General features: G+C 73.4%; 11 protein-coding genes. 7 read left to right on the top strand and 4 right to left on the bottom strand.

The genetic code is table 11. The annotated features are described in order from the left end of the window. Positions 1-89 precede the first annotated feature (89 nt). From iolC to AB0G52_RS28335, 5 genes are read left to right on the top strand one after another with little or no spacing between them, the layout of a single operon-like run. A complete protein-coding gene (gene iolC / locus AB0G52_RS28355; RefSeq protein ID WP_132890165.1) occupies positions 90-1,043 on the top strand; it encodes a 5-dehydro-2-deoxygluconokinase in 954 nt (317 codons plus the stop codon). Then, the gene (locus tag AB0G52_RS28350) at positions 1,033-1,905 is read left to right on the top strand and encodes an aldolase (protein ID WP_132889958.1); all 873 of its coding nucleotides are present in this window, start codon (positions 1,033-1,035) and stop codon (positions 1,903-1,905) included. The genes iolC and AB0G52_RS28350 overlap by 11 nt, the downstream gene beginning before the upstream one ends. Next, positions 1,902-2,789 (top strand): 5-deoxy-glucuronate isomerase, encoded by an 888-nt coding sequence (iolB, locus tag AB0G52_RS28345; protein ID WP_132889957.1) that lies wholly within the window; start codon positions 1,902-1,904, stop codon positions 2,787-2,789. The genes AB0G52_RS28350 and iolB overlap by 4 nt, the downstream gene beginning before the upstream one ends. Next, complete coding sequence (gene iolD, locus AB0G52_RS28340; protein ID WP_361339910.1) at positions 2,786-4,663, top strand: 3D-(3,5/4)-trihydroxycyclohexane-1,2-dione acylhydrolase (decyclizing); 1,878 nt, start codon at positions 2,786-2,788, stop codon at positions 4,661-4,663. The genes iolB and iolD overlap by 4 nt, the downstream gene beginning before the upstream one ends. A gap of 29 nt (positions 4,664-4,692) precedes the next feature. Then, positions 4,693-6,195, top strand: a complete 1,503-nt coding sequence (locus AB0G52_RS28335; protein ID WP_132889955.1) for a CoA-acylating methylmalonate-semialdehyde dehydrogenase — start codon at positions 4,693-4,695, stop codon at positions 6,193-6,195. Between the two features lie 22 nt (positions 6,196-6,217). Here AB0G52_RS28335 and AB0G52_RS28330 read toward each other — a convergent pair whose 3' ends face one another. The 4 genes from AB0G52_RS28330 to AB0G52_RS28315 all read right to left on the bottom strand — a co-directional run bounded on the left by AB0G52_RS28330 (position 6,218) and on the right by AB0G52_RS28315 (position 10,484). Beyond that, positions 6,218-8,179 (bottom strand): PAS domain S-box protein, encoded by a 1,962-nt coding sequence (locus AB0G52_RS28330; protein WP_165939410.1) that lies wholly within the window; start codon positions 8,177-8,179, stop codon positions 6,218-6,220. A gap of 151 nt (positions 8,180-8,330) precedes the next feature. Next, positions 8,331-9,029 carry a response regulator transcription factor gene (locus AB0G52_RS28325; RefSeq protein ID WP_132889954.1) on the bottom strand — a complete coding sequence of 233 codons (699 nt, stop codon included), beginning with the start codon at positions 9,027-9,029 and terminating at the stop codon, positions 8,331-8,333. A gap of 79 nt (positions 9,030-9,108) precedes the next feature. Beyond that, on the bottom strand, positions 9,109-9,807 hold the full coding sequence (locus AB0G52_RS28320) for a CBS domain-containing protein (RefSeq protein WP_132889953.1): 699 nt from the start codon (positions 9,805-9,807) through the stop codon (positions 9,109-9,111). 11 nt (positions 9,808-9,818) lie between these two features. After that, a complete protein-coding gene (locus AB0G52_RS28315; protein ID WP_132889952.1) occupies positions 9,819-10,484 on the bottom strand; it encodes a CBS domain-containing protein in 666 nt (221 codons plus the stop codon). Between the two features lie 184 nt (positions 10,485-10,668). Here AB0G52_RS28315 and AB0G52_RS28310 point away from each other — a divergent pair, with 184 nt between their 5' ends. Further along, positions 10,669-11,520 (top strand): universal stress protein, encoded by an 852-nt coding sequence (locus AB0G52_RS28310; RefSeq protein WP_361339905.1) that lies wholly within the window; start codon positions 10,669-10,671, stop codon positions 11,518-11,520. After that, positions 11,517-13,976 (top strand): glycosyl hydrolase family 65 protein, encoded by a 2,460-nt coding sequence (locus tag AB0G52_RS28305; RefSeq protein WP_361339902.1) that lies wholly within the window; start codon positions 11,517-11,519, stop codon positions 13,974-13,976. Before AB0G52_RS28310 ends, AB0G52_RS28305 begins: the two co-directional genes overlap by 4 nt. Positions 13,977-14,029: the final 53 nt, after the last annotated feature.

Genomic DNA, 14,029 nt, shown 5'->3' with positions numbered 1-14,029 from the left:
CTCGGCCCGGCTCCCTGACCTATTGACATGACATTCGCACATGAGTCATCGTGCAGGGGCCAGCTCCGGAGTGAAGGGACACCTGCGTGATGCCGTTCGAAGTGCTGACCATGGGCCGCGTGGGGGTGGACGTGTATCCGCTCCAGACCGGGGTGGGGCTGGCGGAGGTCACCTCGTTCGGCAAGTACCTGGGCGGCAGCCCGACGAACGTGGCGGTGGCGGCGGCCCGCTACGGCCGTTCCGCCGCGGTCATCACGAAGACCGGCCGGGACCCGTTCGGCGACTTCGTCCGCACGGCCCTCGGCGGCTACGGCGTGGACGCCCGCTTCGTCGGGGTGTCGGACATCGCGCCGACCCCGGTGACGTTCTGCGAGATCTTCCCGCCGGACGACTTCCCGCTCTACTTCTACCGCCTGCCGAAGGCTCCCGACCTGGACATCCGGCCGGACGAGCTGGATCTTTCGGCGGTGCGCGAGGCCACCGTGTTCTGGATGACGGGGACCGGGCTGAGCGAGGAGCCGAGCCGCGCGGCGACGCTGGCGGCGCTGGAGCACCGGGCCAAGGCGGGCACGACGGTGTTCGACCTGGACTGGCGGCCGATGTTCTGGGCCGACCCGGCCGAGGCGCGGTCGTACTACCGGCAGGCGCTCCGGCACGCCACCGTCGCGGTCGGCAACATCGACGAGTGCGAGGTCGCCACCGGCGAGCGGGAACCGTACGCCGCCGCGCGGGCGCTGCTGGCCGCCGGTGTGGAGCTGGCCGTGGTGAAGCAGGGCCCCAAGGGCGTGCTGGCCGTGGACCGGGACGGGACGGCCAGCGAGATCCCGCCGGTGCCGGTCGACGTGGTCAACGGCCTGGGCGCCGGTGACGCCTTCGGCGGCGCGCTCTGCCACGGGCTGCTGTCCGGCTGGGACACCCGGCGCACGGTGTCCTTCGCGAACGCGGCCGGGGCCCTCGTGGCCGGCCGGCTGTCCTGCTCCGACGCGATGCCGACCGAGGCCGAGGTCGAGGCCGAACTCGACGAGGTGACCCGTGCTGCCTGAGAACCTGAACCGGATCGTGCACGCCCGGGTCAACGACCCCGGTGCGGTCGCGACGGCCGCCGCCCGCCGCGTGAAGGCGACCTCGCTGCTGGGCGAGCACGGCAAGGCGATGATCATCGCCGCCGACCACCCGGCCCGCGGCGCGAACGGGGTGGGTGCCGACCCCCACGCCATGGCCGACCGCTTCGAACTCCTCGACCGGCTGTGCGTCGCCCTGGAACGCCCGGGCGTCACCGGCGTCCTCGGCACCGCGGACATCCTGGAGGACCTGCTCCTGCTGGGTGTCCTCGACGGCAAGTCCGTCTTCGGATCGATGAACCGTGCCGGGCTCGCCGGCTCCGTCTTCGAGATCGACGACCGGTTCACCGGGTACGACGCCGAGACCATCGCCGCGATGGGCTTCGACGGCGGCAAGACCCTGACCCGTATCGCACTGGACGACCCGGCCACCCCGTCGGCCCTGGAGAACACCGCCCGCGCGGTCAACGAGCTCAACGACCGGCACCTCATCGCCATGGTCGAGCCGTTCCTCTCCAGCTGGCAGGACGGGCGGATCCGCAACGACCTGTCGACCGACGCCGTGATCACGTCGGTCACCATCGCCTCGGGACTGGGCCGGCGCACCGCCTACACCTGGCTGAAGCTCCCCGTGGTCCAGGACATGGAGCGCGTCCTGGCCGCCTCCACGCTGCCCGCACTGCTGCTCGGCGGCGAAGTGCGGGACGCCGAGGCGGCGTTCGCCTCCTGGGGGAGGGCGCTGCGGCAGCCGACCGCGCAGGGCCTCGTCGTCGGCCGCTCCCTGCTCTACCCGGCGGGCGGCGACGTGGCCGGCGCCGTCGACAAGGCGGTGAGCCTGCTGTGAGCGACACCGATGCGTACCACCTGCCGGCCGGCACCGCCGCCGAAGGCCCCTACGACCTCCTGGTCACGCCGGAGTCGGCGGGCTGGGGACACTCCGGCCTGCGGATCCTGACCCTCGGGCCGGGCCGGTCGCACGCCCTGTCCACCCGGGACTCGGAGTTCCTGGTGCTGCCGCTGGCGGGCTCCTGCACCGTCACCACGGACGACGGCACCTTCGAACTCGCCGGGCGGACGGGCGTGTTCGACTCGGCCACCGACTTCGCCTACCTGCCCCGGCAGGCGGAGGCCGTGATCAGCAGCGCGTCCGGTGGCCGGTTCGCGCTGCCCTCCGCCCGGACCGAGCGGGGCGGTCACCCGGCCCGGTACGGGCGCAGGGAGGACGTCCCCGTGGAACTGCGCGGCGCCGGGGCCTGCTCACGCCAGGTCAACAACTACTGCCTGCCCGGCACCTTCGACGCCGAGCAGCTGCTGGTGTGCGAGGTGCTCACACCCGGCGGCAACTGGTCCTCGTACCCGCCGCACAAGCACGACGAGGCGCGCACGGACGCGGACGGCACCCCGGTCGAGTCGCAGCTGGAGGAGATCTACTACTTCGAGGTCTCCGGCGGGAGCGGCTTCGGCTACCAGCGGGTGTACGGCACCCCGGACCGGCCGATCGACGTGCTCGCCGAGATCCGCTCCGGTGACACGGTGCTGATCCCGCACGGCTGGCACGGCCCCTCGATCGCCGCCCCCGGCTACGACCTCTACTACCTCAACGTCATGGCGGGTCCCGGTCAGGACCGCGCCTGGCTCATCTGCGACGACCCGGCCCACGGCTGGGTGCGCGGGACCTGGGACGCCCAGGACGTGGACGACCGGCTGCCCTTCGGAGAGGACCGATGAACACCGTACGACTGACCACCGCCCAGGCGCTGGTCCGCTTCCTGGCCGCCCAGTACAGCGAGCGCGACGGCCAGGAGCAGCGGCTGGTCCCCGGGGTGTGGGGCATCTTCGGCCACGGCAACGTGGCCGGCATCGGGCAGGCCCTGCTCCAGGCCGCCACCACCGGCGAGGCCGACCTGCCCTACTACCTCGCCCGCAACGAACAGGGCATGGTCCACGCCTCCGTCGCCTACGCCAAGATGCGGGACCGGCTGGCCACCTTCGCCTGCACGGCCTCGACCGGTCCCGGCTCGACGAACATGATCACGGGCGCGGCGCTGGCGACGACGAACCGCCTGCCGGTCCTGCTGCTGCCCTCGGACATGTTCGCGACCCGCGCCGCCGACCCGGTCCTGCAGCAGCTGGAGGACACCCGCGGCGGCGACGTCACCGTCAACGACGCCTTCCGCTCGGTGTCCAAGTACTTCGACCGCGTCTCCCGGCCCGAGCAGCTGATCCCGGCCGCGCTGGCGGCCATGCGCGTGCTGACCGACCCCGTCGAGACCGGAGCCGTCACCCTCGCGCTGCCCCAGGACGTGCAGGCCGAGGCGTACGACTGGCCGGCCGACTTCTTCCGGCGCCGGGTGTGGCACGTGGGCCGCCCCGTCCCGGAGCCCGCCGCGGTCGAGCGCGCCGTCCGGCTGCTGCGGGGCGCGCGCAAGCCGCTGATCGTCGCCGGCGGCGGTGCCGTGTACTCCGGTGCCGAGACCGCGCTGCGGGCGTTCGCCGAGGCCACCGGCATCCCGGTCGCCGACACCCACGCGGGCAAGGGCGCGGTGGCCTGGGACCACCCCTGTGCGGTCGGCGGCATCGGCTCCACCGGTTCGTACGCGGCGAACGAGCTGGCTCGCGAGGCCGACGTCGTGCTCGGCATCGGCACCCGGTACTCGGACTTCACCACGGCCAGCCACACCGTGTTCGGCAACCCGGAGGTCGCGTTCGTCAACCTCAACGTGGCCCGCCTGGACGCCGTCAAGCACTCCGCCGAGCCGCTGGTGGCGGACGCCCGCCTCGGCATCCAGGCGCTGGCCGGCGCCCTGGACGGCTGGGAGGTCGCCCCGGAGTACCGGCGCCGTACCCGTGAACTCGTCGCCCGTACCCGGGAGATCGAGGACGCCTGCTTCCACGTCGGGCACGGCCCGCTGCCCGCGCAGACCGAGATCCTCGGCGCGCTGAACGACGTCCTGGACGACCGCGCGGTGGTCATCAACGCGGCCGGCTCCATGCCGGGCGACCTGCAGCAGCTGTGGCGCGCCCGGGACCCGAAGGCCTACCACGTCGAGTACGCGTACTCCTGCATGGGATACGAGGTCGCGGCGGGCGTCGGCGCCAAGATGGCCGACCCCTCGCGGGAGGTCGTCGTCCTGGTCGGTGACGGCTCGTACCTGATGATGGCCCAGGAGATCGTCACCATGGTCTCGGAGGGACTGAAGGTCATCGTCGTCCTCGTCCAGAACCACGGCTTCGCGTCCATCGGCGCCCTCTCCGAGTCGCTCGGCTCACAGCGCTTCGGCACCCGGTACCGCTACCGCGACGCCGGTTCCGGCCGGCTCGACGGTGACGTCCTCCCCGTCGACCTCGCCGCGAACGCCGCCTCCCTGGGCGCGGACGTCCTGAGCGCCGGCTCCGTCGAGGAGTTCCGCTCCGCGATGGAGAAGGCGACGGCCGCCACCCGCACCACCGTCGTGCACGTGGAGACCGACCTGTACGGGCCCAACCCGCCCGGCCACGCCTGGTGGGACGTCCCGGTCGGCCAGACCTCCGCCCTCGACTCCACCCGGGCCGCCCACGCCGCCTACCTGGACCACAAGCGCGCCCAGCGGCACTACCTGTAACTCCCGCCCCCGCAAAGGAAACCCGCACCGTGACCACCATCCAGCACTGGATCGACGGCGCCCTCACCCAGGGCGCCGCCACCGCCACCCAGCCCGTGTTCAACCCGGCGACCGGCGTCGAGCAGGCCCAGGTCGTCCTCGGCGGCGGCGCCGACGTCGACGCCGCCGTCCGGGCCGCCGCCACCGCGTTCGAGACCTGGCAGGACTCGTCCCTCTCCCAGCGCGTCCAGGTGATGTTCGCCTTCCGCCAGCTGCTCGTCGAGCACGAGGAGGAACTGGCCCGGATCATCTCCGCCGAGCACGGCAAGACCGTCGACGACGCCCGCGGCGAGATCACCCGCGGCCGTGAGGTCGTCGAGTACGTCTGCGGACTCGGCGACGTGCTGAAGGGCTCGTTCTCCGACCAGGTCTCCCGTGGCGTGGACGTGCACGGCTTCCGTCAGCCGCTCGGTGTCGTCGCGGGCATCACGCCGTTCAACTTCCCGGCGATGGTGCCGCTGTGGATGCACCCGGTCGCCATCGCCACCGGCAACACGTTCCTCCTCAAGCCGTCCGAGCGCGACCCCTCCGCCGCCAACTTCGTCGCCGGGCTGTACCAGAAGGCCGGTCTGCCCGACGGCGTCTTCAACGTCGTGCACGGCGGCAAGGACGCGGTGGACGCGATCCTCGCCCACCCCGGCATCGAGGCCGTCTCCTTCGTCGGTTCCACCCCGATCGCCAAGTACGTCCACGAGCGGGCCACCGCGCACGGCAAGCGGGTGCAGGCCCTGGGCGGTGCCAAGAACCACGCCGTCGTGCTGCCCGACGCCGACCTGGAGTTCGCCGCCGACCACATCACGGCCGGCGCCTACGGCTCCGCCGGGGAGCGCTGCATGGCGGTGTCGGTGGCCGTCGCCGTCGGTGACGCGGCCGACCGGCTCGTGGAGATCCTCACCCGCAAGGCGAACGAGGTGAAGGTCGGTCCCGGCGACGCGCCCGGCACCGAGATGGGCCCGCTGGTCACCAAGGCGGCCCAGGAGCGCGTCGAGAACGCGGTCGGGGTCGCCGCGACGCAGGGCGCCACCGTCGTCGTGGACGGCCGCGGCCTCAAGCTCGACGATCCCGCGTACGCCGACGGCTTCTTCACCGGCCCCTCCCTCCTGGACCACGTCACCACCGAGATGGACGCCTACAAGGAGGAGCTGTTCGGACCGGTCCTCGCGGTCGTCCGTGCCGACTCCCTCGACCAGGCCATCGACCTGATCAACGCCAACCCGTACGGCAACGGGACCGCGCTGTTCACCGGCTCCGGAGAGGCCGCCCGCCGCTTCCAGCGGAAGATCAAGGTCGGCATGATCGGCATCAACGTGCCGGTCCCGGTGCCGATGTCCTACTACTCCTTCGGCGGCTGGAAGGACTCCCTCATCGGCGACTCCCCGATCCACGGCCCGGAGGGCGTCCGCTTCTACACCCGGCCCAAGGTCGTCACGAGCCGCTGGCCGGAACCGAGGCACCAGGACACCGCAGGGTTCAACTTCCCGACCTCCCGCTGATCAGCGTCCCTCCACCGGCGTCTCACAGCCGCAGGGTGAACCAGGTGGTCTTCCCCTCGTCCGTGGCCCGCACCCCCCAGTCGGCGGCGAGCGTGCGGACGAGGAGCAGGCCCCGGCCGGACTCCTCGTCCTCGGCGGCCAGGCGCGGCCGGGGCAACTGCGGGCTGCGGTCGCTGATCTCGACGGTGAGGTCGGTGGCGGTGCGGTGCAGGTGCAGGCCGATCGGGCCCTCGCCGTGCTGGACGGCGTTGGTGAGGGTCTCCGACAGCAGCAGCAGCGCGTCGTCCGCGCCCGCGACGCAGTCCCAGGCGGTGAGCGCCCGGTGCAGGAACGCCCGCCCCTCCGGCACCGAGGACGGGCAGGCCGGCAGCTCGGTGCTCAGAGCCGCCAGCGGCCCGGCCGGCAGCTGCGCCAGCAGCAGGGTCACGTCGTCGTTGTGGCTCTCCGCGTCGGGCAGCAGACTCGCCAGCACATGGTCGGCGGCGGTCTCCAGGCTCGGCGTGCCGGCGAAGAACTTCTCCAGCACGACGGTGAGTTCGGCGACCCGGACCTCGATGTCACTGCCCGGGGTCTCGATCAGCCCGTCGGTGTACAGCACGAGGGTCGCCCCGGGCGGCACGGCCGAGCAGGACTGCTCGTAGAGGATGCCGCCCACCCCCAGCGGGGCGTTGACGGGTGAGTCGAGGATGCCGACCGCGCCGTCGGCGGCGCCCGCGACGAGCGTCGGCAGATGACCGGCCGAACACACGGTGACGGTCCCGGAGTCCGGGGCGATGACCAGATAGCAGCAGGTGACGAGCTGGTCGGGGACGTCCAGGTCGGCCACGCAGGAGTCCAGTGCCTGCATCAGCAGCCGGGGCTCCATCCCGGTCTTGGCCAGCGCGTGCGCCGCCGAGCGCAACTGGCCCATGACGGCGGCGGCCTCCAGCCCGCGGCCCATGACGTCCCCGATCAGCACACCCACCCGGTCGGCGCCCAGCGGTATCAGGTCGAACCAGTCGCCGCCCACCCCGGCGCCCTGGGTGGCGGGCCGGTAGCGGCTGGCGGTGGCCAGGCCGGGCAGCGCAGGCGGCGTGCCCATCAGACTGCGCTGCAGTGTGAGGGCGATGTGCCGCTGCTGCTCGTACAGGGCGGTCAGTTCGGCCTCGGCGCGCTTGCGGTCGCTGATGTCCCGCACGATGGCACAGGCGCCGACGACCCGGCCGCGGGTGTCCCGCGTCGGCCACAGGGTGACGTCCACGTCGAGCAGCCTGCCCGAACGGGTCACGCGCAGCGTCTCGAAGTGCTCGACCTTCTCGCCACCCCGCAGCCGGGCCAGCAGGGCGCGGATGTCGCCGCGCAGTTCGGACGGGGCGAGCATGGACACGTGCCGTCCGATGGCCTCCTCGGCGGTGTAGCCGTAGAGGTCCTGCGCCGCCGCGTTCCAGTACGTGATGTACCCGTCGAGGGTCTTGGCGAGGATCGCGTCCTGGGAGGACTCCACGAGCGCGGCCAGCTCGTTGATCCGGGCCTCGGCCGCCTTGCGGTCGCTGACGTCGCGCACGGCGGCGGACACCAGCAGCCCCTCCTCCGTCTCCATCGGGCTGAGGCTGATCTCCACCGGGAACTCGGTGCCGTCCTTGCGCAGCCCGTGCAGCTCCAGGCCGGCGCCCATCGGCCGGACCTGGCGGTTGGCCGAGTAGCCGCCCCGGTGCCGGGTGTGCTGGCCGTGGAAGCGGGTCGGTATCAGCAACTCGACCGGACGTTCGAGGAGTTCCTCGCGCCGGTAGCCGAAGAGCGCCTCGGTCTGGGCGTTGACGAGCTTGATGCTGCCCGAGCCGTCGACGATGACCATCGCGTCCGGCGCGGCCTCCAGCAGACCGCGGAAGCGTTCCTCCGCGGCGCCGGTCCCCTGCCCGGGTGCCGTGGCACGGCCGCACGCGCAGCGCTCGGCCTCCGTCGTGACCCGCACACGCGCACGTTCGTCCTCGAGGGAGCCGACCATGTCCGCCCCACCCCTTTCCCGCCGGTTACTGCGGTCATCTCAGCGCGTGCGAGGCGCGCGGGCGGGGAGAAGTCGTTTACTGGCCGTGACCGGCCGAACCTGTCCGGTACGGCACACTGTTGGCCGTTGTGTGCGCGGGACGTGCGCCGTGTCACCTGGCGTGGCCGCCGGTGGCCGGCTGCTCCAGGTGGGAGGCGAGGACCGCGGCCTGCACCCGGCGCTGTACGCCCAGCTTGGCGAGCAGCCGGGAGATGTGGTTCTTGACGGTCTTCTCGGACAGGAAGAGCCTCTTGCCGATCTCCCGGTTGGTGAGGCCGTCGCCGATCAGGGCGAGGATGTCGCGCTCGCGGGGCGACAGGCTCGCCAGTTCGGCGGGCACGGAGGGCGCGTCGGCGGGGTCGGCGCGCAGGGAGCGCATCAGGCGGGCCGTGGTCGCGGGGTCCAGCATCGACTGCCCGGAGGCGACCGTGCGGACCGCGGAGACCAGGTCGGAGCCCTTGATCTGCTTGAGGACGTAGCCGGACGCCCCGGCCATGATCGCGTCGAGCAGGGCCTCCTCGTCGTCGAACGACGTCAGCATCAGGCAGGCCAGGCCGGGCATCCGGTCGCGCAGTTCCCGGCAGACCGTGATGCCGTCGCCGTCGGGCAGGCGGACGTCGAGGACGGCCACGTGCGGACGCAGCGCCGGGCCGCGGGCGAGGGCGTGCTGGACCGTACCGGCGTCGCCGACGACCGAGATGTCCGGCTCCGCGTCGAGGAGGTCGGTGATGCCACGCCGCACGACCTCGTGGTCGTCCAGCAGGAACACCCGGATCGGGTCCTGTGCCGTGAAGGTGCGTGACTCCGTCATGTCGACCTCTCGTCCTCGGCGGCCGCCCGGCCGGCCGCGGGCTGCCCAGCAGGATCATCGCGCCGCGCGGCGGGACGCACTAGGGCCGTCCGGCCCCACTCGGGCGTTCCCGGCCGGCCGGCGCGGCGGGCACCGGCTCCGGGGACAGGTCGAACTCCACGTCCACCACCCCCTCGACGGCCCTGACCAGGCGAGCCCCCACGGGCACCAGGGCCGTGTCCCGGATCCGGCCCGCGAGCGTCACGACCCCGTCCTGGACGTGCACGCGCAGTGCCGAGTCGGGGGCGGGGAAGAGGTACGACACGATCTCACGGCGGACCTCCTCGGCGATCTCCTCGTCGTCGCGCAGGAAGACCTTCAGCAGGTCGGCGCGGCTCACCACGCCCTGCAGGACCCCCACCCCGTCGGTCACCGGCAGGCGCTTGACCTTCGCCCGTGCCATGACGCGCGCGGCCTGCGCCAGCGTGGCGTTCGCCGGGACGGTGACCGCGGGCGAGGTCATCAGCTCGCCCGCCGTGAGGGCACCGGGCCCGGCCGGCGCGTCGGCGCGGCCCGGCCGGGCACACCGGTCGGGGTCGCCGTCCCGGAGCTCCTCCGTGGGCAGCAGGTCCGCCTCGGAGACGACGCCGACGACCCGGCCCTCGCCCTCGACCACGGGCAGGGCGCTGACCCGCCAGTCCCGCATCAGCTGGACGAGTTCCTTGAAGGAGGCCTCGCGTCCGACGCTGACGACGGTCGTCGTCATGACGTCGCTGACGATGTGCGGCGTGCCGTGCATGGGGTCACTCCTCAGCCGTTGTCGTTCCTCACGGAGGCGGGGACCAGCCGGCAGCGCACGTCGACCACGCCCTCCACGGCGCGTGCCAGGCGCTCGGCGACCGGCGCCAGATCCGTCCCGTCGGTCCACCCGGACAGGGTGACGACTCCCTCGTCGACCTCGACCCGGATGTGGTCGGCGGACAGCGGGAACAGCCGGTCGACGACCTCCTGGCGCACCTCCTCGGTGAGCTCCTCGTCCTCCCGCAGGAAGACCTTGAGCAGGTCGGCCCGGCTGACGATGCCCTCCAGCATGCCCACGCCGTCCACCACGGGCAGCCGCTTGACGCCGCGCCTGGCCATGATGCGTGCGGCCTCGGCCAGGCCGGCGTCGGCGTGCACGGTCACCGCGGGCGCGCTCATCAGCTCACCGGCGGTCACCCCGCCGGCCTTGGCCAGGTCGGCGAGCCGCTCCCGTTGCACGAACCGGTCCGGATCGCTGTCCCGGAACTCCTCCTTGAACAGCAGATCGGCCTCGGACACGACGCCGATCACCCTGCCGTCGCCCTCCAGCACGGGCACAGCGCTGACCTTCCACCGGTCCATCAACGAGACGACGTCCTTGAACGGGGCGTCACGGCCGACGGCGACGGCACTGCGGGTCATCACGTCGCCGATGGTGTGCGGGCTGCCGTGCATGGTTGCCTCCTCGGATCTCCTCCCAGCGTGGGCCCGGTCCGGCCCGGGCACCAGGGCTGAGCGGGGCGGCCGAGGGGGCCGGGTGGCCCCTCCTGCCGGCCGGCCGCCGGTGCGATGGTGAGAGGGGATGCACCTGCCGCGCGAGGTGGCAGTCCGAGGAACGGCGGTGGGGACGATGACGACGATGACGCTTCCCCTGGTCGTGGGCGTCGACGGGTCCGACGGCAGCCTGCAGGCGGTCGACTGGGCGGCGGACGAGGCCGCCCGCCACGACGTCCCGCTGCGGCTGGTGTACGGGTCCCTGTGGGAGCGCTACGAGGGCGGCCTCCCCGAGGTGGGTACGGAGCGCCCGTCCGAACGCGTGCTGGCCGAGCACATCGTCGCCTCCGCGGCGGACCGCGCGGCCCGGCGCGCCCCGGACGTGAAGGTCACCACCGACATCCTCCCGGAGGACGCGGTGGACGCCCTGCTGCACGAGGGCAACAACGCCTCCCTGCTCGTCACCGGGTCACGGGGCCGCGGTGAGCTGACGGGACTGCTCCTCGGCTCCGTCGGCCTGGCGGTCGCGGGCCGGGCGCACTGCCCGGTGACCGTGGTCCGCGGGGACGCCGCCGGCCTGGCGGGCACCCACGAGCGGATCCTGCTCGGCGCCGCCGACCCGGCCTCCGGCGGCGCGGCCGCGCGCTTCGCCTTCCGCGAGGCGGCGGTGCGCGGCTGCGTCCTGGACGTGGTCCGCGCCTGGCGCCGGCCCGGCACGTCCGAGGCACCCGCCCGGGAGGCCGAGGCACGGGCCTCCGCGCTGATCGACGCGCTGCTGCGCGAACCGGCGGCCGAGTACCCGGACGTGCGGGTACGCGCCGTGACGGTCGAGGGCCCCGCCCACCGGATCCTGGTCCACCGCTCGGCCGCCGCCGACCTCGTCGTCCTGGGCGCCCGCCGCCGGTACGGCCACCACGGCCTGCAGCTCGGCCGGGTGGTCCACACGGTGCTGCACCAGGCGGAGTGCCCGGTGGCCGTCGTACCGCACACCGTGTGAGCGCCGCCGGTGGCGAGGAGAGCACCGAGGTGAGATGGGAGTACGACGGTTACGTCCCCGCCGACGAGCGGCTCAGGGAGTCGCTCTGCACGCTCGGGAACGGCTACTTCGCCACCCGGGGCGCCCTGCCGGAGTGCGCCGCGGACGACGTGCACTACCCCGGCACCTACGTGGCCGGCTGCTACGACCGGCTCGCCTCGCGGGTCGCCGGGCACCGGGTCGAGAACGAGGACCTGGTGAACCTCCCGAACTGGCTGCCGCTGCGGTTCCGGCTGCCGGGCGGCCACTGGCTGACCCCGGACACCGAGCCGGTGCTGGAGCACCGGCAGGTGCTGCGCCTGACCGACGGGGTACTGGAGCGGCGGACCCGCTACGGGCTCGGCGCCGGACGGGTGCTGGACGTGCGCCAGCAGCGGCTGGTGCACATGGGGGACCCGCATCTCGCGGCGCTGCGCACCGAGTTCACCGCCGAGGGCTTCACCGCTGACCTGGAGGTCGAGGCGGCGCTCGACGCCGACGTCCGCAACGCCGGGGTGGCCCGCTACCGTGAGCTGGACGGCCGTCACCTGGTCCGCGTGCGCACCGGTACCGCCGCCCCGGACACGGTGTGGCTGCGCTGCCGTACCCGCACCTCGGACATCCGGATCGGCATGGCCGCCCGCCTCGGCCCAAACGCCCCGGTCCCGGAGGGCGACGGCCGCCGCGCGGCCGTACAGCGGCTGCGGCTGCCGCTGGCGCCCGGCCGTACCCGCACCGTGGACAAGACCGTCGCCGTGCACACCTCCCGCGACCCCGCGATCGCCGACCCCGTGGCGGCCGCCGTCGACCGGGTCGGCGACGCGCCCGGCTTCGGCGCGCTGCTGCGGACGCACCGGCGGGCCTGGGACCAGCTGTGGCGCCGGACCGCCCTGGACGTCCCCGGCCGGGCCGGCGAGATCCTGCGGCTGCACCTCTTCCACGTGCTCCAGACGCTCTCCCCGCACACGGCCGACCTGGACGTCGGTGTCCCGGCCAGGGGGCTGCACGGCGAGGCGTACCGCGGTCACGTCTTCTGGGACGAACTGTTCGTCCTGCCCTTCCTCGACCTGCACTTCCCCGAGGTCTCCCGCGCCCTGCTCCACTACCGCCACCGGCGCCTGGAGCGCGCCCGCGCCGCCGCCCGCGCGATCGGCCGGCGCGGCGCGATGTACCCGTGGCAGAGCGCCACCGACGGCCGCGAGGAGTCCCAGGCACTGCACCTCAACCCGCGGTCGGGACGCTGGCTGCCGGACCACTCGCGCCTCCAGCGGCACGTCGGCTCGGCGGTGGCCTACAACGTGTGGCGGTACTGCGAGGCGAGCGGCGACACCGAGTTCCGGCACACCAAGGGCGCCGAGATGCTCCTGGAGATCGCCCGGTTCTGGGCGGACTCGGCCACCTGGGACGACCACCTCGGACGGCACCGCATCCGCGGCGTGGTCGGCCCCGACGAGTACCACGACGCCTATCCCGGCGCCCTGCGGCCCGGCCTCGACGACAACGCGTACACCAACGTCACCGCCGCCTGGGTCCTCACCCGCACCCTGGAACTGCTGGACACCCTGCCCGAACCGCGCCGCCGCGAACTCACCGCGCGCACCGGCCTGGACGACGCCGAGCTGCACCGCTGGCAGGAGGTGTCACGCACCCTCCACGTGCCCTTCCACGACGGTGTCGTCAGCCAGTTCGAGGGCTACGGCGCTCTCGCCGAACTCGACTGGGACGGCTACCGCGAGCGGTACGGGGACATCCGCAGGCTGGACCGCATCCTGGAGGCGGAGGGGGACACCGTCAACCGCTACAAGGCCTCCAAACAGGCCGACGTCCTGATGCTCGGGTACCTCTTCTCGCCCGCCGAACTCCGGGACCTGTTCGCCCGGTTGGGTCATGGACTCGACGAGGGGACCTGGACCCGCACGGTCGACCACTACCTGTGCCGCACCAGCCACGGCTCGACCCTCAGCGGTCTGGTGCACGGCTGGGTTCTGGCCCGCGACCGGCGTGCCGACGCCTGGGCGTTCGTCCAGGAGGCGCTGCGCGGCGACATCGCCGACGTCCAGGGCGGCACCACCGGCGAGGGCATCCACCTGGGCGCCATGGCGGGCACCCTCGACCTCGTCCAGCGCGGGCTGACCGGGCTGGAGACCCGGGAGGGAGCGCTCTGGGCCGACCCGGTGCCGCTGCCGGAGCTGTCGTCGTACGGCATGTCCCTCCGCTACCGGGGGCACTGGGGCGTGCGACTGCGGCTGCGGCGCGGGCGTCTGGAGGTGACCGTGCCGTCGTCCGACGAGTCGCCGATCGACATCCGGCTGCCGGACCGCACGGTGTGCGTCGAACCGGGTGAGACCTGCGTCCTCGTCCTCCCGCCCGCCGCCGACCGGCCCCCCCACGGTCCGCACGCGTGGCCGCACGGGCCGACCGGCCCCGCCGACGGCTGAGACCCGCGCGCCCTGCCTCTGCTCGCCGGCGGCCGAGAGCTGCGCCGCGTGCC

The sequence above is a fragment of the Streptomyces sp. NPDC021562 genome (genome assembly GCF_040640875.1).
In the GTDB taxonomy this organism is placed as follows: domain Bacteria; phylum Actinomycetota; class Actinomycetes; order Streptomycetales; family Streptomycetaceae; genus Streptomyces.
Note: the sequence above shows the minus strand (reverse complement) of the source record. Positions and strands in the feature narration are given on the sequence as shown.

Coding starts and splice junctions, on each gene's coding strand:
- AB0G52_RS28315 (WP_132889952.1), bottom strand. CDS start 10,484: ATGCACGGCAGCCCGCACACCATCGGCGACGTGATGACCCGCAGTGCC.
- iolD (WP_361339910.1), top strand. CDS start 2,786: ATGAACACCGTACGACTGACCACCGCCCAGGCGCTGGTCCGCTTCCTG.
- iolC (WP_132890165.1), top strand. CDS start 90: ATGCCGTTCGAAGTGCTGACCATGGGCCGCGTGGGGGTGGACGTGTAT.
- AB0G52_RS28320 (WP_132889953.1), bottom strand. CDS start 9,807: ATGCACGGCACGCCGCACATCGTCAGCGACGTCATGACGACGACCGTC.
- AB0G52_RS28325 (WP_132889954.1), bottom strand. CDS start 9,029: ATGACGGAGTCACGCACCTTCACGGCACAGGACCCGATCCGGGTGTTC.
- AB0G52_RS28330 (WP_165939410.1), bottom strand. CDS start 8,179: ATGGTCGGCTCCCTCGAGGACGAACGTGCGCGTGTGCGGGTCACGACG.
- AB0G52_RS28310 (WP_361339905.1), top strand. CDS start 10,669: ATGACGCTTCCCCTGGTCGTGGGCGTCGACGGGTCCGACGGCAGCCTG.